Origin of the sequence: Streptomyces sp. NPDC058051 (assembly GCF_042885475.1) — a bacterium.
In the GTDB taxonomy this organism is placed as follows: Bacteria; Actinomycetota; Actinomycetes; order Streptomycetales; family Streptomycetaceae; genus Streptomyces.
Genome location: NZ_JBHVRW010000013.1, coordinates 67,429 through 86,073 on the forward strand (window position 1 = coordinate 67,429; position 18,645 = coordinate 86,073).

General features: G+C 71.6%; 18 protein-coding genes. 11 read left to right on the top strand and 7 right to left on the bottom strand.

Annotated elements, in window-relative coordinates:
- Positions 1-61 precede the first annotated feature (61 nt).
- Together tuf and ACFVUT_RS21435 are read left to right on the top strand one after the other, a co-directional pair.
- Entirely contained in the window at positions 62-1,231 is a 1,170-nt protein-coding gene (tuf, locus tag ACFVUT_RS21430; RefSeq protein ID WP_389658546.1) for an elongation factor Tu, read from the top strand.
- Between the two features lie 267 nt (positions 1,232-1,498).
- The gene (locus tag ACFVUT_RS21435; RefSeq protein WP_389658549.1) at positions 1,499-2,344 is read left to right on the top strand and encodes a spermidine synthase; all 846 of its coding nucleotides are present in this window, start codon (positions 1,499-1,501) and stop codon (positions 2,342-2,344) included.
- On the opposite strand, the gene ACFVUT_RS21440 is transcribed toward ACFVUT_RS21435, so the two are convergent.
- Together ACFVUT_RS21440 and ACFVUT_RS21445 are read right to left on the bottom strand one after the other, a co-directional pair.
- Positions 2,306-3,610 carry an MFS transporter gene (locus ACFVUT_RS21440; protein ID WP_389658552.1) on the bottom strand — a complete coding sequence of 435 codons (1,305 nt, stop codon included), beginning with the start codon at positions 3,608-3,610 and terminating at the stop codon, positions 2,306-2,308. The genes ACFVUT_RS21435 and ACFVUT_RS21440 overlap by 39 nt on opposite strands.
- A gap of 63 nt (positions 3,611-3,673) precedes the next feature.
- A complete protein-coding gene (locus tag ACFVUT_RS21445; RefSeq protein ID WP_389658555.1) occupies positions 3,674-4,756 on the bottom strand; it encodes a hypothetical protein in 1,083 nt (360 codons plus the stop codon).
- Between the two features lie 152 nt (positions 4,757-4,908).
- Between ACFVUT_RS21445 and ACFVUT_RS21450 the strand changes: the two genes are divergently transcribed.
- Positions 4,909-5,346, top strand: a complete 438-nt coding sequence (locus ACFVUT_RS21450; protein ID WP_389658662.1) for a DUF4442 domain-containing protein — start codon at positions 4,909-4,911, stop codon at positions 5,344-5,346.
- Positions 5,347-5,499: 153 nt separating this feature from the next.
- Entirely contained in the window at positions 5,500-6,159 is a 660-nt protein-coding gene (locus ACFVUT_RS21455) for a DedA family protein (RefSeq protein WP_389658558.1), read from the top strand.
- A gap of 68 nt (positions 6,160-6,227) precedes the next feature.
- Here ACFVUT_RS21455 and ACFVUT_RS21460 read toward each other — a convergent pair whose 3' ends face one another.
- Positions 6,228-6,758, bottom strand: coding sequence for a gamma carbonic anhydrase family protein (locus ACFVUT_RS21460; RefSeq protein ID WP_389658561.1), 531 nt, complete (start codon positions 6,756-6,758; stop codon positions 6,228-6,230).
- 180 nt (positions 6,759-6,938) lie between these two features.
- Here ACFVUT_RS21460 and ACFVUT_RS21465 point away from each other — a divergent pair, with 180 nt between their 5' ends.
- From ACFVUT_RS21465 to ACFVUT_RS21475, 3 genes are all read left to right on the top strand, one after another.
- Positions 6,939-7,694, top strand: coding sequence for an acyltransferase (locus ACFVUT_RS21465; protein ID WP_389658564.1), 756 nt, complete (start codon positions 6,939-6,941; stop codon positions 7,692-7,694).
- 185 nt (positions 7,695-7,879) lie between these two features.
- A complete protein-coding gene (locus tag ACFVUT_RS21470) occupies positions 7,880-8,452 on the top strand; it encodes a helix-turn-helix domain-containing protein (protein ID WP_389658567.1) in 573 nt (190 codons plus the stop codon).
- 43 nt (positions 8,453-8,495) lie between these two features.
- Complete coding sequence (locus ACFVUT_RS21475) at positions 8,496-9,056, top strand: YbaK/EbsC family protein (RefSeq protein WP_389658570.1); 561 nt, start codon at positions 8,496-8,498, stop codon at positions 9,054-9,056.
- Between the two features lie 57 nt (positions 9,057-9,113).
- Here the strand turns inward: ACFVUT_RS21475 and ACFVUT_RS21480 are convergent, their stop codons facing one another.
- Positions 9,114-9,938 (bottom strand): aminoglycoside N(3)-acetyltransferase, encoded by an 825-nt coding sequence (locus tag ACFVUT_RS21480; RefSeq protein WP_389658573.1) that lies wholly within the window; start codon positions 9,936-9,938, stop codon positions 9,114-9,116.
- Between the two features lie 133 nt (positions 9,939-10,071).
- On the bottom strand, positions 10,072-10,479 hold the full coding sequence (locus ACFVUT_RS21485; protein WP_389658576.1) for a CoA-binding protein: 408 nt from the start codon (positions 10,477-10,479) through the stop codon (positions 10,072-10,074).
- Between the two features lie 58 nt (positions 10,480-10,537).
- Here ACFVUT_RS21485 and ACFVUT_RS21490 point away from each other — a divergent pair, with 58 nt between their 5' ends.
- From ACFVUT_RS21490 to ACFVUT_RS21500, 3 genes are all read left to right on the top strand, one after another.
- Positions 10,538-11,164, top strand: coding sequence for a YigZ family protein (locus ACFVUT_RS21490; RefSeq protein ID WP_389658579.1), 627 nt, complete (start codon positions 10,538-10,540; stop codon positions 11,162-11,164).
- A gap of 251 nt (positions 11,165-11,415) precedes the next feature.
- Positions 11,416-12,582 (top strand): exonuclease SbcCD subunit D, encoded by a 1,167-nt coding sequence (locus ACFVUT_RS21495; RefSeq protein WP_389658582.1) that lies wholly within the window; start codon positions 11,416-11,418, stop codon positions 12,580-12,582.
- Positions 12,579-15,779 carry an AAA family ATPase gene (locus ACFVUT_RS21500; RefSeq protein WP_389658585.1) on the top strand — a complete coding sequence of 1,067 codons (3,201 nt, stop codon included), beginning with the start codon at positions 12,579-12,581 and terminating at the stop codon, positions 15,777-15,779. The genes ACFVUT_RS21495 and ACFVUT_RS21500 overlap by 4 nt, the downstream gene beginning before the upstream one ends.
- On the opposite strand, the gene ACFVUT_RS21505 is transcribed toward ACFVUT_RS21500, so the two are convergent.
- Entirely contained in the window at positions 15,769-16,215 is a 447-nt protein-coding gene (locus ACFVUT_RS21505; RefSeq protein ID WP_389658588.1) for an Lrp/AsnC family transcriptional regulator, read from the bottom strand. The genes ACFVUT_RS21500 and ACFVUT_RS21505 overlap by 11 nt on opposite strands.
- 93 nt (positions 16,216-16,308) lie before the next feature.
- Between ACFVUT_RS21505 and ACFVUT_RS21510 the strand changes: the two genes are divergently transcribed.
- Positions 16,309-16,797, top strand: coding sequence for a rhodanese-like domain-containing protein (locus ACFVUT_RS21510; protein ID WP_389658591.1), 489 nt, complete (start codon positions 16,309-16,311; stop codon positions 16,795-16,797).
- A 131-nt stretch (positions 16,798-16,928) separates the two neighbouring features.
- On the opposite strand, the gene ACFVUT_RS21515 is transcribed toward ACFVUT_RS21510, so the two are convergent.
- On the bottom strand, positions 16,929-18,614 hold the full coding sequence (locus ACFVUT_RS21515; protein ID WP_389658594.1) for a DUF885 domain-containing protein: 1,686 nt from the start codon (positions 18,612-18,614) through the stop codon (positions 16,929-16,931).
- Positions 18,615-18,645 lie beyond the last annotated feature (31 nt).

Sequence of the window (18,645 nt, forward strand, 5' to 3'; positions counted from 1 at the left end):
GGGGAGGGTCGGCGGGGCCCTGGGGTCTTCTCTCTCAGCTTCGAATTCCAAGGAATGAGCCATGCCCAAGACGGCATACGTGCGCACCAAGCCGCACCTCAACATCGGCACCATGGGCCACGTCGACCACGGCAAGACCACCCTGACCGCCGCCATCACCAAGGTCCTCAGCGACCGCGGAACCGGCACGTTCGTCCCGTTCGACCGGATCGACCGGGCGCCCGAGGAGAGCCGGCGCGGCATCACCATCAACATCGCGCACGTCGAGTACGAGACCGACACCCGTCACTACGCGCACGTCGACATGCCCGGACACGCCGACTACATCAAGAACATGGTCACCGGTGCGGCTCAGCTCGACGGGGCGATCCTCGTCGTCTCCGCGCTCGACGGGATCATGCCGCAGACCGCCGAGCACGTCCTGCTCGCCCGCCAGGTGGGTGTCGACCACATCGTCGTCGCCCTCAACAAGGCGGACGCGGGTGACCCCGAACTGACCGACCTGGTCGAGCTGGAGGTCCGTGAGCTGCTCTCCGCGCACGGCTACGGCGGTGACTCCGTCCCCGTCGTACGGGTGTCGGGCCTGATGGCCCTGGAGGGTGACCCGCGGTGGACCGCGGCCGTCGAGGCACTGCTGGACGCCGTCGACACGTACGTACCCATGCCGGTCCGCTACACCGACGCACCGTTCCTGCTGCCGGTGGAGAACGTCCTGACCATCACCGGCCGGGGCACCGTCGTCACCGGAGCCGTCGAGCGCGGCTCCGTCCGGGTCGGTGACCGCGTGTCGGTGCTCGGCCCGGACATCGAGACGGTCGTCACCGGTCTGGAGACCTTCGGCAAGCCGATGGACTCCGCACAGGCCGGCGACAACGTGGCCCTGCTGCTGCGCGGCGTGGAGCGCGACCTGGTGCGACGCGGTCACGTGGTCGCGGCGCCCGGCAGCGTCGTCCCCAGCCGCCGCTTCACCGCGCAGGTGTACATCCTGTCGGCACGTGAGGGAGGCCGGTCCACCCCGGTGACCACGGGTTACCGACCGCAGTTCTACATCCGCACCGCGGACGTCGTCGGCGACGTCGACCTCGGCGCGGTGGCGGTCGCGCGCCCCGGCGACACGGTCGACCTGACCGTCGAACTGGGCCGTGACGTCCCGCTGGAGACCGGACTCGGCTTCGCGATCCGTGAGGGCGGCCGTACCGTCGGCGCCGGCACGGTCACCGGACTGCTCTGAGCCATGCCGCACCGGGTCCGCCTCCCCGTACCCCACGGGAGGCGGACCCGGTGCCCTGAGCGAGACCGCCGGTAGGAACGCCACAGCACTGGTCCTCGGTGCCGGCGGCTGGGAGACCGGAACTCCAACGCGCCGACGTGCACGACTTGACCGGCGGGAGGCTGGGCGTCCCGGCCCTGCCGCGTGCCGGGCTCGCCCGGTCGGCGGCGCACACCGAAGCCGTCGCCGCGGTCATGAGCAGCTGATCCAGCGCCCCACAATGGGGGAGTGAACGAGTCGATACCCGTCATCCGGAACGTGGACCAGGGCACCGCCAGACTCCTCCCCGACGTGGACCGCGACAGGGCCTGGCTGCTCACCGTCGACGGCGCGCCCCAGTCGTACGTCGACCTCGACGCGCCCGAACATCTCGAATTCGAGTACGCGCGCCGGCTCGCCCACGTCGTGGACTGCGCCGCGGCACCGGGCACACCGCTGGACGTGCTCCATCTCGGCGGTGGGGCGCTCACCCTGCCCCGCTATGTCGCCGCGGCCAGGCCGGGTTCCCGTCAGGACGTGGCCGAGTTCGACCTCGGGCTCCTCGCCCTGGTCGCCCAGCACCTGCCGGTCCCCGACAACAGCGGGATCACCGTGCACGGCACGGACGCCCGCAGTCGGCTGGAACAGACCCCTCCCGGCTCGGTCGACGTGCTGATCGCGGATGTCTTCGGGGGCTCGCGGGTGCCCGCCCACCTCACCACCGTCGAGTACGCACAGGCGGCGCGCCGGGCACTGCGCGACGGCGGAATCTACGCCGCCAACCTCGCGGACGGCGCTCCCTTCGACTTCCTCCGTTCCCAACTCGCCACCTTCGCGGCCGTCTTCGAGGAGCTGGTCCTGATCGCCGAACCGGCGGTGCTGCGCGGCCGACGCTTCGGCAACGTCGTCCTCCTCGCGTCCCGCAACCCCGTCGACACGGCGACGCTGACCCGCCGCTGCGCCGCCGACGCCTTCCCCGCCAGGGTCGAGCAGGGGCCCGCGCTGGTCCGGTTCGTCGGCGCCGCCCGGCCGGTCAGGGACGGTGAGGCGGTCGCCTCACCCGAGCCGCCCGACGGAGCTTTCGGCATCGGCTGAGTCCGACGTCCGCGCTGGGGCCGCCACCACCTCGGTGGTGGCGGTGGCGCGGGTCAGGCGGCGTACCTCGGGTACGAACAGCACGGCACCGGTGACCAGCACGATCAGTGCCGCGCAGCCCCACAGCGCCGCACCGCGCCCCACCAGCGCTTCCACCGGGCCGGCGACCGCGGTGGCGACCGGCATCATCGCCACCGAACCGAACCAGTCGTACGCGGAGACGCGCGACAGTTTCTCCTCCGGGATCTCCTGATGCATGGCCGTCATCCACGAGACCCCGAACACCTCGATGGCGACGCCGCTGACGAACATCACCAGGCAGAGCCAGGCGACCGGCAACGGCACCGCGAGTCCCGCCGACGGCAGGGCGAGCGGGAAGACGCAGAGCGTTCCCGCCAGCAGCAGACGCCGGGGTTTCCAGCGCAGCATCAGGAGCGCCCCACCCAGCGTGCCCACCCCGAACGCGGCGAGCGCGAAGCCCCAGGGGCGGGCGCCGCCGAGCTCGTCCCGGGCGACCAGCGGCCCGTAGACCGACTCAGCCGCCCCGACCGCGGCGACGACCACCGAGAACTGCGCCACGATGCTCCACAGCCAGGGGCGTCCGATGAACTCCTGCCAGCCGTCCCGGAGGTCGGCGAGCAGACCGCCTCCCGGTGCGCGCGACGGAATGTGGCTGACGTCGAGGAACGCACGCAGCGCACCCGCCACCGCGAAGGCCGCGGCATCGACGGCCAGCACCCAGCCGGGATCCATCGCCGCGATCATGGCACCGCCGAGCGCCGCACCGCCGATCGTCGCGCCCTGCGTGGCCATCCGGAAGAGCGCGAAGGCGCGGTTGGCCTGCTCCGGACCGACGCTCGACATCAGCATGCCCTCGGCGGCGGGGTTGAAGAAGGCCTGCCCGGTCCCGCACAACGCGGTGAGCAGCATCATCTGCCACAGCTGCGGATCGCCGGCCAGGACCAGCCAGGCGAAACCGGCCTGCGAGACGCAGTTGAGGGTGTTGGCCGCGACCATGACGCGGTGCCGCGGCAGCCGGTCCGCGATCGCCCCGCCGATCAGCAGGAAGACGACCAGCGGCGCGGTCCTCGCGGCGGCCACCAGACCGACGTCGCCGCCGTCGCCTCCCGACTGCAGAACGGCGAACGCCGCCGCGATCAACGCGCCATGGGTGCCGAGGCCCGTGATGATCGCGGCGGCGGTGAGCAGACGGTAGTTGCGGCCGGGGCCGCGTACTGGGGATGCGGGGGCGGAGGTGTCGGTCACCAGGGGACTATCGCCGTCGGGGCCCCGCACCGCCAACTCTTTTCCGGCGGCAGCCGGAGAAGGTCAGGAGGACGAGTCGACGTCCGCCAGCCGCACGGTGCTCAGGATCTTCTGGATGGTCGTGTCAGGAAGCTCGTCCTTGACGCCCGCGGCTCCGTACAGCACCCAGGACGCGAACTCGCCCTTCTTGTTCTTGAAGGTGAAGGCGATCGTCTTGCCGTCGCTGTCGCACTTCTTCCGCTTCGTGACATTCGGAGCGGTGGCCGTGACGACCTGGCCGGTGAGGCCCGACTTGGTGGTGTACTGCTTGGCCTCGGTGAACTTGATGGTGCTCTCCGGCATGTGCTGCGCGTAGGCGGCCCAGGCCCAGGTGCCGGCCTCGCTGTGGGCGTTCTTGGCGGCGTCGGTGGCGCCCTGGGCGCCCCTGGTACCGGCACTGGCGAGGCTCGACTCCTCCGTGGTGCCGTCCTTGTCGGAGTCGTCCACGCACCACTTCTTCTGGAAGTACGACGGGGCGGAGAATCCGATGAGCGGCGAGCCGTCGCCCTTCTTCTCGTCCTCGAAGTACGAGAACGTGCCGGGGGTACCGACCTCCCAGTCACCGGGCACGTCGAACTGGGTGCCCCACTTGGGGTTGGTGACGACCTTCCAGCCCGCGATCAGGGGCTTGGCGTCCCCGTCGGTACCGCGCGGGTTCGCCTCGGACGTGGACGCGGACTCGGACGGTTTCGCGGGCGCCGAGGAGTTCTTGTCGTCCGCGACGTCCTTGCCCTTCTTGTCGTCCTTGTTCAGTACGACGACGCCAGTGACCACGGCGGCCACCACGACGGCGGTCGCCGCGACGATCGCGATGGCGGTCGTCTTCCTCTTGTTGCCGCCGGGCTGCGGTGCACCGGGCGGACCGGGAACCGCGTACTGCGGCACGGTCGGCTGCTGGTACGGGTTCGGCTGCGGGTAGCCGGGCTGCTGGCCCTGCTGCGGATGTCCCGGCTGTTGTCCGGGTTGTTCCTGCTGCGGATATCCCGGCTGCTGGTATCCCGGCTGCTGATAGGGATTCGGCTGCTGGTACCCCGGCTGCTGGTACGGGTTCTGACTCTGGTCCTGCGGGTTCTGCTCGCCCCCGGGCGGCTGCTGTCCTGGCCACATGGCGAGTAACGATAGAGGGGCAGCGTCCGGTCCGCACGGCCGCCCCCGTGAGCGGACGGTGAAGGACGCGGGCGGTCCACGGGGTAACGGGGTTCCTGGGATGGCCAACTCGTTCTACTCATGAGTAACATCCGGTCATGAGTGCTGAACAGATGACCGCCGGTGAGATGCTCACCGCGACGGTTCCGATGACCCGGACCCTCAATCTTGAGTTCCTGGAGACCACCGCCGAGCGCGCGGTGGTCCGTCTGCCGGACCAGGCCGACTACCACAACCACATCGGTGGACCCCACGCAGGTGCGATGTTCACGCTCGCGGAGTCGGCGAGCGGTGCGATCGTCATCGCCGCTTTCGGCGACCAGTTGTCGCGTGCCGTACCACTCGCGGTGAAGGCCGAGATCGGTTACAAGAAGCTGGCCATGGGGGATGTCGTCGCGACGGCGACCCTCGGCCGCCCGGTGGCCGATGTCGTCGCCGAACTCGACCGGGGCGAGCGGCCCGAGTTTCCCGTGGCCGTCGAGATCCGGCGTGCGGACGGTGCGGTGACGGGTGAGATGACGGTCGTCTGGACGCTGCGTCCGAACGCCTGATCCCGGAGCCGGCCCGCAGGGGCGCCGCGTACCCCGACGAGGGGCGTGGCGCCCCTTCGCGCTGGTCGGGCCCATGGCGGGGCAGGTAGCATTCCCGCCGTGCGCCGCGGAGTTGACCGGCGGGCAACGGGATCAGTACGGAAGGAACCGGCGTTGCACATCCAGGAGTGGCTTGAGACCGTGCCCGCGGTCAGCGTGTACGTCCTGGTGGGCGTCGTCATCGGGCTGGAGAGCCTCGGAATTCCGCTGCCGGGCGAGATCGTCCTGGTCAGTGCCGCGCTGATGGCCGCGGGACACGACGGCATCAATCCCTGGATCCTCGGGGCCTGCGCCTCGGCGGGCGCGGTCATCGGTGACTCGATCGGATACGCCATCGGCCGCAAGGGCGGACGTCCGCTTCTGGCCTGGCTCGGCGGGAAGTTCCCCAAGCACTTCGGCGAGAGCCAGATCGGCCTGGCGGAGAGGTCGTTCCAGAAGTGGGGCATGTGGGCGGTGTTCTTCGGCCGCTTCGTCGCCCTGCTCCGGATCTTCGCCGGGCCGCTGGCCGGCGTCCTGCACATGCCGTACTGGAAATTCCTCATCGCCAACGTGCTCGGCGGCATCGTCTGGGCCGGCGGCACCACGGCCGTGGTCTACTCGGTGGGTGTCGTCGCCGAGGCATGGCTCAAGCGGTTCTCCTACCTCGGCCTGGTGATCGCGGTGCTGATCGGCGTGGCCTCGATGCTGGTGCTGAAGAACCGGGCCAAGAAGGCCGCGGCACAGGGAGCGATGGCCTCCGCGCCGGAGGCGGGAACCGTACCGGCCGCGGACTGACCCGGACGGTGGGGGCAGGGCACCTTGCGCCGTCGCCCACCACGCCCTTCGGCCCCGCCGCGTTCCGTTCAGCTCTGGTGTGCCTGACGGTGGGCTCTGGCGAGCTCCACATAGCCCACCGCGTTGAACCGGATGCCTTCCAACTCCTCCTCGGTCAGCTGCCGCTTGACCCTGGCGGGGACACCCGCGACGAGCGAGCCCGGAGGCACCTGCATTCCCTGCGGGACCAGCGCCTGCGCCGCGATCAGCGAACCGGCGCCGATGCGGGCTCCGTTGAGAACGGTGGACCCCATGCCGACCAGCACGTCGTCCTCGATGGTGCAGCCATGGAGTACGGCGTTGTGCCCGACCGAGACGCGCTCACCGACCGTGACGGGGAACCCGGGATCGACATGGACGCTGCAGTTGTCCTGGATGTTGCTGTCGGCGCCGATGACGATGGGGCCGCAGTCGGCCCGAAGCACGGCGTGGTACCACGCGCTCGACCCCGCGGCCATGGTGACCTCACCGATCACGACCGATGTCGGCGCGGTGAAGGCATCCGCGTCGATGACCGGCACCTTGCCGCCCATTCCCGTGATCAACGCCTGCTCTGCCATCGCGTTCCTCCGTGCCGAGATGCTGTGTGTGCGCGGTCGTCCCGTCGCGGCAGCCCGGTCGCCGCTCTCCCGTCGCGCCCGAGGAACGGTATGCGACGGGCGGCGGGGCCCGGTCGAGTGGGGTGAACATCACAGGTTGCCGCGGTGATCCGGCGACGCGCCGCCGACTACCGTGTGCCCGTGCCCAAGAACAGGAACACGTTCTCTTCCCTCGCCGCCTGGCGGCGGCGCGCCCTCTCCCGGGCCGTGCACCGCGGCTGGCGCTGGGTGCAGGAGACGGGCGCGGTCACCGCGGAGCACCCCGGGCGGCTGCGCTTCGGCCGGATCGGCACGGGCACCCGGCTGGCGTTCCCGCAGGGCACGGTCTTCGGCGAGCCGTGGATCGAACTCGGAGCGCACTGCGTGATCGGTGAACAAGTCACGCTGACGGCCGGGCTCATGCCCGACCTGGACCTCGGATCCGAGCCGATCCTGACGCTGGGGGACGGGGTGGTGCTCGGCCGCGGCAGCCACGTCGTCGCCGACACCAAGGTCGCCATCGGCTCGGACACCTACTGCGGACCGTACGTCTACATCACGTCCACGAACCACAGCTACGACGACCCGCACGAGCCGATCGGCAGGCAGTGGCCCCGCATGGAGCCGGTCGCCATCGGGCCGGGCTGCTGGATCGGCACCGGAGCCGTGATCCTGCCCGGGGCCGTGCTCGGGCGCAACGTGGTGGTCGCGGCGGGAGCGGTGGTGCGGGGCGAGGTACCCGACCACGCGGTGGTGGCCGGCGCTCCCGCCCGTGTCGTACGCAGCTGGGATCCGGAGAAGGGCTGGCAGCCGCCGCTGCGTACGCCCGCCCCCGTGCCGATCCCCTCCGGTGTCACGCCCGAGCAGCTGCTGGCCCTGGCGGAACCGGCCGAGACACCGGATACGCCCGGCGACTGAGGAGGACGGCCGCCTGAGCGGGGCGGCGCCAGGGCGCGCGCCGGCCGTCTCCCCCGCGATGATCTTCGCCGACGAGCCGAACAGCGCTGTCCTCGTACGCCCGCAGTACAGTGCGAGGGACGGTTGGGGGCACCACATCGCTGTGCGGTATTTTTGACCCCGGCATCCAGAATCTTGGACGGAACGTGTCTGACCTCGATCAGCTCACCCAGTCGCTCGCGCGCAATCTCAAGCGCTGGCGGGGGGAACGCGGCTTCACTCTGGACGCACTCGCCGCCCGTGCCGGGGTCAGCCGCGGCATGATCATCCAGATCGAGCAGGCCCGCACCAACCCGAGCGTCGGCACCACGGTCAAGCTCGCCGACGCGCTGGGTGTCAGCATCACCACACTGCTCGACTTCGAGCAGGGCTCACCGGTCCGGCTGGTACCCGCGAGCCAGGCGGTCCGCCTGTGGTCCACGGAAGCGGGCAGCTCCACCATGCTGCTCGTCGGCACGGAAGCCAGGGGACCGCTCGAACTCTGGTCCTGGCGCCTGATGCCGGGCGACAGCAGCTCCTCCGACCCGCATCCCGAGGGCACCGTCGAACTGCTCCACGTCACCGCGGGCGAGCTCACCCTCGTCGTCGACGGAACCCCGTACCGCGTGGCTGCGGGAGGGTCCGCCTCCTTCGAGGCACACCACCCGCACGCCTACCGCAACGACGGATCGGAACCGGCCGAGATCACCATGGCGGTCTCCATCCCGCCCGTGCGGTGAGACGGGCGGACGACCGTCCCACCGACGCTGTTAGCGTTCCCGCATGCGCGCACCCATCGGTTCCTTCGACAACGCCTCACCCGCGATCGACCGCCTCGGGCTTCTCACCGGACCCGTCGCCGCAGCGGTCACGGAAGGCTGGGGTGGTGTCGAGGCCGCTCAGATCATCCATGTCGACACCGACCCGGCCATCGCCGACACGGCTGTCTTCGCCGAGCACCACGGCGCGGACCTGCTCGACCGGTCGGCCAACTGCGTCGTCGTGGCGGGCAAGCGCGGTGGTGAGGTGACGCTGGCGGCCTGCCTCGTCCTCTCCCGCTCCCGCGTCGATGTGAACGGTGCCGTCCGCAAGTACCTGGGTGCCCGCAAGGCGTCCTTCGCCCCGATGGACACCGCGGTGGGGGAGACCGGCATGGAGTACGGCGGAATCACCCCGGTCGGACTCCCCGCCGCGTGGCCGCTGTTGATCGATCCCTCTGTCGTCGACGAGGAATGGGTGCTGATCGGCAGCGGAAGCCGGCGGGGCAAGCTGATCGTCCCGGGCAAGGCCCTGGCGGCGCTGCCGGGTGCGGTGGTCGTGGAGGGGCTCGGCGTCCCCGCCTGACCCGGATCCTTTCGCGCACCGGCCCTCTGCCCAGCGGCGGTTGGGGGCGACGTGCGGCTATCCCCGCTCCTTCCGCAGCGACGGAAGCCGACGGACCGCGAAGTCGACGGCGTCGGTGAAGCGGAAGAGCCGACTCGTCGACGAACCCACCGGGCCGGTGCGTACTGCCGCGCCGTTGTCCGGGCCGGCGAACTCCGCCCCGAGCACGGCGAAATCGCTGTCGTCCAGGGCGACGTCCTCGTACTCCCACCACCGGCGCCGGCCCCCGGCCGCCACCACGCAGCGATAGCTGCGACGAGGCGGGGAGGGCACGCGGTACTCGCCGAGATGGAACGCGGTGCAGGTGTCGAAACCAGTGCCAAGCATCAGGACTTGGGCCCGCAGATCGTAGAGGCGGGCCAGTGGGGAGTCCTCGCCGAGGTGGCAGTCGGGGAGGTGATGCGCCACCAGCTTCCGGGCCCGGGGCCCGAGTGCGGCGAAGGACGTCTGGGGGTGACCGCTGCGCACCGACCCCTCGGCGAGCCGCACGGACTCCGCGAGGCGGCCCATCGACGGCGCGGCCGACGTCGCCGGGTCGAACGGCGGCATGCTCGCCCGCACCGCCTCCCGGGCCCGGTCGCCGAGACCGCGTACCCGGTCGAGGTAGTGCCGGGAGGTGTCGGAGTTCTCCGAGGTGAAGGCCGGGACGACGAGCGTGCCGTGCGCGCCGAGGGCATCGCGAACCGCGGCGACCACCGCCCGCACCCCGCCGCTCACCGGTCCCACGGCCCGCATCGACGCATGCACCAGGAGAACGCCGCCGAGCTCCACGCCCAACTCGGACAGCTGGCCGGCCAGACCCGTTCGGCTGTGAAGTACCGTCGGCGCAGTCGTAGTAGTCACAGCCGCCCATTCTCCCAGCCGGACGCCGCGTGTGACACCACGCACATTCGGCCGAGAGACAGGCGTGCCGTGCCTGTCGGCCCCGCCCCGTCCTCCGCGCCGTACGCCGGAGGACAGGGGCTTTTCGCGTGAGCTAACCCACGGAATTGAGCTCGATCGCGGGGCAGCGGTCCATGACCATGTCGAGGCCGGCCGCTCTGGTGCGGTGGTACGCCTCGGTGTCGACCACGCCGAGCTGGAACCAGACCGCCTTCGCGCCCGCCGCCACCGCGTCGTCGGCCACCGCGCCCGCCTGTTCGCTGTTGACGAAGACGTCCACCACGTCGACCGGGAAGGGGATGTCGGTCAGTGAGGCGTACCCGTCCTCGCCGTGGACCCGCTCCGCCTTCGGGTGCACCGGCACCACGCGCTTGCCATGGCGCTGAAGCACCTCGGCGACACCGTAGGCGGCGCGCGACCGGTTGTTGGACAGCCCCACCACCGCCCAGGTCTCACCCGTGTCCCGGAGAATCCTGCGGATCGTCTCTGCGTCTGCGTACATGATCGGGACAACGGACGGCGGCCCCGGACCATTCCCGGCCGGGGCATAGGCTGGCCGGATGCAGGAGCAGTACCGGACAGTCGCCCGAGCGGGCGTGCACGAGACCGAGATCAACCGGTCGCGCTTCATCTGCGCGCTCGCCCCCGCCGCGACCGAGCAGGAGGCGCAGGACTTCGTCGCACGCATCCGCAGGGAACATCCGACCGCCACCCACAACTGCTTCGCCTACGTGATCGGCGCAGACGCCTCGGTACAGAAGGCCAGTGACGACGGCGAGCCCGGCGGCACCGCGGGTGTCCCCATGCTGCAGATGCTGACGCGCCGTGAGATGAGATACGTCGTCGCCGTCGTCACCCGCTACTACGGCGGTGTGAAGCTCGGCGCCGGGGGACTGATCCGGGCGTACGGGGGAGTGGTCGGGGAGGCCCTCGACGAACTCGGCACCATCACCCGGCAGCGGTTCCGCCTCGCCACGATCACCGTCGGCCACCAGCGTGCGGGCAAGCTGGAGAACGATCTCCGGGCCACCGGGCGCGGTGTCCGCGAGGTCCGCTACGCGGAGGCCGTCGTCATCGAGATCGGGCTGCCGGACGCCGATGTCGAGTCGTTCCGCGGCTGGCTGGCCGACGCGACAGCGGGCGAGGCCCGGCTGGAACTGGGCGGCGAGGCGTACGGGGACGTCTGACCGGAGCCCGGGATGCGTACCGGCAGGCGGACCGGCCCACCGCGGACGCGAGGGTCGATCTTCTCGGCCGAAGGCCCCGGCAGCGGTCGGCGGTGATGGGAGACTGTGAGCGGTGAGGAAACAGGGCCTCACCGGTGTCCCCGTGGCCGGTGCGGACGACGGGAACGCGCGCCGGCCCGCTGGGCCACGGTGCGGCGGCAGACTCGGGCCCCGCGGCGGAGGAAGCGAACGATGCAGGTCGGAGCCGGCTCTTGAGAATGCTGCACACATCGGACTGGCACCTGGGGCGGTCGTTCCACCGGGTCTCCCTGCTCGAAGCCCAGGCCGCATACCTCGACCATCTGCTCGCCACGGTGCGTGAGCGTGAGGTGGACGTGGTCCTCGTCGCGGGTGATGTGTACGACAGAGCCGTCCCGCCGCTGTCCGCGGTCGAACTCTTCGACGACGCACTGCACCGGCTCGCCGCCGCCGGTGTGCCCACCGTGATGATCTCCGGGAACCACGACTCGGCACGCAGGCTCGGCGTGGGCGCGGGCCTGATCGAACGAGCCGGAATCCACCTGCGTACCGACCCCGCCCACTGCGCCGCCCCCGTCGTTCTGCGCGACGTCCACGGCGACGTGGCTTTCTACGGGCTGCCCTACCTGGAACCGGCCCTGACCAAGGACGTCCTCAAGGCACCGCGTGCCGGACACGAGGCGGTGCTGGGTGCGGCCATGGACCGGGTGCGCGCCGACCTGGCGAGCCGCCCGCCGACCACCCGGTCCGTGGTGCTCGCGCACGCGTTCGTCGCGGGCGGCGAGCCCAGCGACAGCGAGCGCGACATCACCGTCGGCGGAGTGGCCGCCGTGCCCGCCGGAGTGTTCGACGGCGTCGACTACGTGGCACTCGGGCATCTGCACGGCTGCCAGACCGTCACCGACCGGGTCCGCTACTCGGGCTCACCGCTGGCGTACTCCTTCTCCGAGGCCGCCCACCGCAAGACGATGTGGCTGATCGACCTCGACGCCTCGGGAGCGATCGCCGCCGAGCGCGTCGACTGTCCGGCGCCCCGCCCGCTCGCCAGGCTCCGCGGCCGCCTCGACGCCCTCCTCGACGACGCCGCGCTGGAGCGGCACCGGGAATCCTGGGTGGAGGCCACCCTCACCGACCCGGCGCGTCCGGCCGAACCCATGGCCCGCCTCGTCGAGAGGTTCCCGCACACACTCAGCCTCGCATTCGAACCCGACCGGGCCCCCGACAGCCCGCTCGCCTCGTACGCACAGCGCCTCGTGGGGCGCGACGACCAGCAGATCGCGGAGGACTTCGTGGCACATGTGCGGGGCGGGTCGGGAACCGATGAGCAGGAGCGAGGGGTGCTGCGTGGTGCCTTCGACCACGTGCGGGTGGACGACAGCGTCCGCGAGGTGAACCGTTGAGACTCCACAGGCTCGGCCTGACCGCCTTCGGGCCGTTCGGAGCCACCCAGGACATCGACTTCGACGCACTCTCCTCGGCGGGGCTCTTCCTGCTGCACGGGCCGACCGGCGCCGGGAAGACGTCCGTCCTCGACGCTGTCTGCTACGGCCTGTACGGCACGGTGCCCGGCGCCCGCCAGAGCCCCGGCACGTCGCTGCGCAGCGACCACGCTCCCGCGGACCTTCCCACCGAGGTCACACTGGAACTGACCGTCGGCGGCCGGCGCCTCGAAGTCACCCGGCGCCCTGTTCAGCCCCGCCCCAAGAAGAAGGGCAACGGCTTCACCACGGAGAAGGCCCAGAGCCTGCTGCGGGAGTACGACACCGAAGGCGGCTGGCAGCCGCTGAGCCGCTCGCACCAGGAGATCGGTGAGGAGCTCACCCAGCTCATCGGCATGAGCCGGGACCAGTTCTGTCAGGTGGTGCTCCTGCCGCAGGGCGACTTCGCCCGGTTCCTGCGCGCCGATGCCGAGGCACGCGGCAAACTGCTCGGCCGGCTCTTCGACACCCGCAGGTTCGCCGCCGTCGAGGAGCGCCTGGCCGAGTTGCGCCGCGCGGCCGAGACCCAGGTCCGGTCAGGGGACGAACGCGTCCTCGCGTTCGCCCAGCGCATCGCCCAAGCTGCCGGACCGGCCGGGCGTGAATCGTCGCTGCCCGAGATCCAGCCCGGCGAACCGGGCCTCGCCGACAGTGTGCTGGAGTGGGCCGCGACGGCCCGCAGCAGCGCCAGGGAACGACTCGGGATCGCAGAGTCCGTACTGGCCGTGGCCGAGAGCCGGCAGTCGGCCGCACGTCTGGCCCTCGACGACGAGCGCGAACGCGCCAGACTCCAGCAGCGTGACGAGGAGACGCGGCGCCGTGCCCTCGCGATCGAGGCCGCCCGGCCCGACCACGACCGACACCACGCACGGCTCGCGCGGGCACGAAAGGCGGACCTGGTCGCCCCCGCCCTGGAGCTGCGCGCCGAGGCCGAGCGCGACTACGGCGCGGCGCGCGAGGTCTGTGACCGGGCCCGCACGCGGCTGCCCGGCAGCCTGGCCGACGCCGGTGCCGAACAACTCGCGGAACAGGAACGAAGGCTGCGGCAGGAGCTCGGCGGGCTCGACGCCGCGAAGCGGGCCGAGCGGCGCAGCGCGGAGATCGATGCCGAGCGGGCCGCACTGGAGAGCCAGGCACGGGCCGACGACGAACTCCTCCAGGACGCGAAGGACTGGCTGGCCGGCTGGGAGTCGGCACGCCACGACCTGCGGGCACGCATCGAGGAGGCGCAGGAGGCCGCCACCCGCGCCGAACAGCTCGCCGGCCGGCTGGAACCGGCTCGCGCACGGCTGGAAGCCGCCGGACACCGCGACGCGCTGGCCGACCGGGCGTCGGCAGCCGCCGAGCGGCTGGCCGAGACCCGTGAGCTGGCCTCCGGCGCCCACGAGTCGTGGCTGGAGCTGCGCGAACGACGCCTGCGCGACATCGCCGCGGAGCTGGCTGCGGAGCTGGTGGACGGCGAGGGCTGCACGGTGTGCGGCTCGGCCCAGCACCCTCACCCCGCACGCGCGGCGGACGGGCATGTCGACCGGGCCACCGAGGAGCGGGCGCTCGGCGCGTACCGGCGGGCCGAGGAAGTTCGCACCGAGGCGGAGCGGGAGCTCGGGGCCGTACGCGAGAAGCACGCGGCGGCGCGCGCTGCCGCACGGTCGGGTGTGCCGCACCCGAGGGACGGCGCGGACGCCGCCGAGTCAGGCGTGGCCGGGGTGGTCGCCGCCGGGTCGGCCGTGCCGCAGCCGGCGGTCGGGGCCGAGGCGGCCGGCGCCGATACGGCCGACCTCGGGCGTCGTGCCCGTCGCGACGCGGCCACCGACCCCGCTCTCACCGACCCTGCCGTCACCGATCCCACCGTCGTCGAACTCGGCGCTCTCGTCGACCGGTTGACGCGCCTGCATGCCGAGGCGCACCGGACCGCGGCCGGTATGCACGCGGCACGGGAGGCCCTCGCAGCCGCCGAGCGGGAACAGGCCAAGCGCCTCGAAAGCCGGCAGCTGGCCGAGCGCCGCGCCGCGGCCCGTACCTCGCTGAGGGAGGGACTGGACCGTGAACAGGCCGTGCTGGAAGCGGATCTGGCGACCGCCCGCGGTGAGTCCCGCAGCGTTGCCGACCACGCAGAGCTGCTGGAGCGCCGGGTCGGACTGCTCGCCGCTGCCGCCGAGGCGGTACGCGGGGAGGAGACCGCCGCACTGCGCCGCAAAGAGGCCGACGGCCGACTCGCCGAGGCCGCGTTCCGGGCCGGGTTCGACACCCCAAAGGCCGCTGCCGAGGCCCTTCTCACGGACGCCGGACAGCACGAACTCCAGCGTCTCGTCGACGCGTGGCAGTCCGAGGCGGCCGCCGTCGCCGACCGTCTCGCCGAGCCCGCGACCCGGGCAGCCGCCGAAGGCCCGCGGGCCGCGGTGGATGTCGCTCAGGCCGCGCACGACACGGCGGAGCGGCGGCTGCGGGACGCTTCCGCGGCACTGGCCGCCGCACGGGAGCGCTGCGCCGAACTGGACCGGCTGTCGCGCAGCGTCGCGAACGAGGTGCGCAGGCTCGGGCCGCTGCGCGAGGAGTACGACCGGGTGGCGCGGCTGGCCGGGCTGACCGCCGGCACCTCCGCGGACAACGAGCGGAAGATGCGGCTGGAGTCGTACGTGCTCGCCGCCCGGCTCGAACAGGTCGCCGCCGCCGCCACCGCCCGGCTCCGACGCATGTCGTCCGGCCGCTACACGCTGGTCCACTCCGATGCCCGCACCGGAGGCCGCAGGTCGGGTCTCGGCCTGCACGTCGTCGACGCGTGGACCGGCCGCGAGCGCGACACGGCGACGCTCTCGGGCGGCGAGACGTTCTTCGCCTCGCTCGCCCTCGCGCTCGGCCTCGCCGATGTCGTCACCGACGAGGCGGGCGGCGTACGGCTGGACACCCTCTTCATCGACGAGGGCTTCGGCAGCCTGGACGACCAGACCCTCGACGAAGTCCTCGACGTACTGGACTCGTTGCGCGAACGGGACCGCAGCGTCGGCATCGTCAGCCATGTCGCCGACCTGCGCCGCCGCATCCCCGCACAGCTCGAAGTGGTGAAGCAGCGGCACGGATCGGCGGTGCGGCACCTGACCGCCGGCGAGATCAGCGGCTGACGGCGCGCCGGGGGAGCGGCGAGGAGTAGACGACGCTCGTGGTCACGGAGCCGAGGGCGCCGATCCGCCCCGCGATCTCCTCCAGATGTCGCATCGAGCGGGCGGTGACCTTCAGTACGAAGCAGTCGTCGCCGGTCACATGATGGGCCTCCACGACCTCGGGGGTCGTGGCGAGCAGATCGTGGAACGGCTTGTAATTGCCGTTCGGATAGCGCAGCCGGACGAGTGCGAGAATCGGCAGTCCGAGCCGCTCCGGGTCGACCACCGCGGCGTACCCGGTGATCACGCCGGCCTCCTCCAGCCTGCGCACCCGCTCGGTCACGGCGCTCGGGGACATCGCCACCGCCCGCGCCAGCTCCGCGAACGTCGCACGCCCTTCGCGTTGCAGGACTTCGAGGATGCGCCAGTCCGTGGCGTCCGGGGAATAGTCGGTCATCTTGCGAGAGAACAGTGAAATCACCGGCAGGTCAAGATGCGTGCCGGGGATCTCGCCTTCCCGGTCCTGGAGCCCGGTCATAGATTCTCTGGCATGACATCGCAGCCCGTCACCACCACGACCAACCCCGTCCTCCGCGTTCCGCCGGCCTCCCCGGCCGCGGCTGCCGCCCACTTCGGCGCCTCGCTCGCCTTCCACACCGACGTCTCGGACGTCGCCGCCGCGCTCGCCGCCGACGACGACCCCGGCTTCGTACTCCTCGACTCGCGCTCGACCGCATCCTGGGAGCAAGGACGTGTTCCCGGGGCGATCCACCTGCCGACCGCCCTCATCCCCGAGCACGCCCGAAGCCTGCTCGACCCCTCCGTCCCCGTCGTCACGTACTGCTGGGGCCCTGCCTGCAACGGCGCCGCGCGCGCAGCCCTGGCCCTCGCGGACATCGGCTACCGGGTCAAGGAGATGCTCGGCGGCTTCGAGTACTGGGTACGCGAGGGCTTCGATTTCGAGACCGGGGAAGGGCGCGAGCGGCCCGGCACCGACCCGCTCACCGCGCCGGTCAGCGACCGGGCGTGCGGTTGCTGACCGGCGCGGTCGGACGAACACCCCTTCCTCCTGCCGCTCCCGCCGAGGTGTTCCACGCGCGGTTGTGAACGCGGTTCCGCATGCGGGAACGGCCTGAAGCGGGACAGGAGGAGAGGGGGGCGAGAAGCGACTCAGAGCTTGGACAGCTCATCCACCAGATCGTCGAGTCCGAGCGGCCCCTGCGAGAGGGCGGCCATGTGCCAGGCCTTGGGGTCGAAGGCGTCGCCGTGCGCCTTGCGGGCGTTCTCCCGGCCGAGCAGCCAGGCACGTTCGCCCAGTTTGTAGCCGATGGCCTGGCCGGGCATCGAGAGGTAGCGGGTGAGCTCGCTCTCCACGAAGTCGGCCGGACGGCCGCTGTGGTTGCCGAAGAACTCCTGGGCCAGCTCGGGGGTCCACCGCTCGCCGGGGTGGAACGGGGAGTCCGCCGGGATCTCCATCTCCGCGTGCATACCGATGTCCACGATCACCCGGCAGGCCCGCATCATCTGCGCGTCCAGATAGCCGAGTCGCCGCTCGGCGTCGGGCAGGAAGCCCAGCTCGTCCATGAGCCGCTCCGCGTACAGGGCCCAGCCCTCGGCATTGGCGCTCACCATGCCGATCGACGCCTGGTAGCGGGAGAGGCTGTCGGCGACGTGCGTCCACTGCGCGATCTGCAGGTGGTGGCCCGGCACACCCTCGTGGTACCAGGTGGAGACCAGGTCGTACACCGGGAAGCGGGTCTCGCCCATGGTGGGCAGCCAGGTGCGGCCGGGGCGCGAGAAGTCCTCGGACGGGCCCGTGTAGTACGGGGCAGCGGCGCCGCCGGGCGGGGCGATGCGGGATTCCACCTTCCGCACCCGTTCGGCGAGTTCGAAATGCGTACCGTCGAGGGCGTCGATCGCCTCGTCCATCAGACCCTGCAACCAGGCCTGGACCTCGTCGACCCCCTCGATGTGCGTGCCGTGCTCATCGAGGTGGGCCAGCGCCTCCCAGGGACCGGCTCCCGGCAGGACCTTCTCGGCCTCGGACTTCATCTCGCCGAGAAGCCGGTGGTACTCGGACCAGCCGTACGCGTACGCCTCGTCGAGATCCAGGTCGGTGCCGTTGAAATAGCGCGACCAGCGCGCGTACCGCTCACGACCGACGGTGTCCGGCGCGTCCTGGACCTCAGGGGCGTAGACATCGCGCATCCAGTCGCGCAGTGTCACGATCGACTCGGTGGCACGGCGGGCGCCGTCGTCCAGATCGGTGCGCAAGGACGCGGGGCCGGTGGCCGTGAAGTCCTCGAAGAACGCAGTACCGTCCTCGCCGGCCCATTCGCCGAGCTGGTCGATGAAGGTGGCGGTGGCGCGCGGGCCGCCGTACAGCTTGCGCTCCAGGCCGAGCGCGAGCGACTCGCGGTAGCCCTCCAGAGCTGCGGGTACCGCACGCAGTCGCTCCGCGACCGCCGCCCAGTCCTCGTCGGTCTCGGTCGGCGTCACCGTGAACACCTCACGGAGGCTGTGCGCCGGGGAGGAGAGGTTGGAGACCGTGCGAAGCCCCTCGTCGGCATCATGAACGGCGAGTTCCGCCAGGAGCCGCTCGCGCAGCAGTCGGCCGCAGCGGCGCTCGACGTCGCTGTCCGCGCCGGGCAGCTGCTCGGCGGCGTCGAGCTTCGTCAGGGTGGTACGGGCGAGCTCGGCACGGGCTTCCTGCCCCGCCGGGGAGAAATCGGGAAGGCGGCGCGAGCTCTCCGCGACACCCAGATAGGTGCCGGCGATCGGGTCGAGTTCGATGAATGCGTCGACGTAGGTGTCGGCGACCTGACGGGGCAGCGCGCTGCTGGCATTGTCTGACATGCGGACATCCTCGTACGGCAGGGGCCTCCGC

What these genes read in the sequence shown, in the direction of transcription:
- ACFVUT_RS21460 (WP_389658561.1), bottom strand. Translation starts at nt 6,758, where the DNA reads ATGGCAGAGCAGGCGTTGATCACGGGAATGGGCGGCAAGGTGCCGGTC.
- ACFVUT_RS21505 (WP_389658588.1), bottom strand. Translation starts at nt 16,215, where the DNA reads ATGACCGACTATTCCCCGGACGCCACGGACTGGCGCATCCTCGAAGTC.
- ACFVUT_RS21475 (WP_389658570.1), top strand. Translation starts at nt 8,496, where the DNA reads ATGCGCGCACCCATCGGTTCCTTCGACAACGCCTCACCCGCGATCGAC.
- tuf (WP_389658546.1), top strand. Translation starts at nt 62, where the DNA reads ATGCCCAAGACGGCATACGTGCGCACCAAGCCGCACCTCAACATCGGC.
- ACFVUT_RS21490 (WP_389658579.1), top strand. Translation starts at nt 10,538, where the DNA reads ATGCAGGAGCAGTACCGGACAGTCGCCCGAGCGGGCGTGCACGAGACC.
- ACFVUT_RS21450 (WP_389658662.1), top strand. Translation starts at nt 4,909, where the DNA reads ATGACCGCCGGTGAGATGCTCACCGCGACGGTTCCGATGACCCGGACC.
- ACFVUT_RS21445 (WP_389658555.1), bottom strand. Translation starts at nt 4,756, where the DNA reads ATGTGGCCAGGACAGCAGCCGCCCGGGGGCGAGCAGAACCCGCAGGAC.
- ACFVUT_RS21485 (WP_389658576.1), bottom strand. Translation starts at nt 10,479, where the DNA reads ATGTACGCAGACGCAGAGACGATCCGCAGGATTCTCCGGGACACGGGT.
- ACFVUT_RS21515 (WP_389658594.1), bottom strand. Translation starts at nt 18,614, where the DNA reads ATGTCAGACAATGCCAGCAGCGCGCTGCCCCGTCAGGTCGCCGACACC.
- ACFVUT_RS21510 (WP_389658591.1), top strand. Translation starts at nt 16,309, where the DNA reads ATGACATCGCAGCCCGTCACCACCACGACCAACCCCGTCCTCCGCGTT.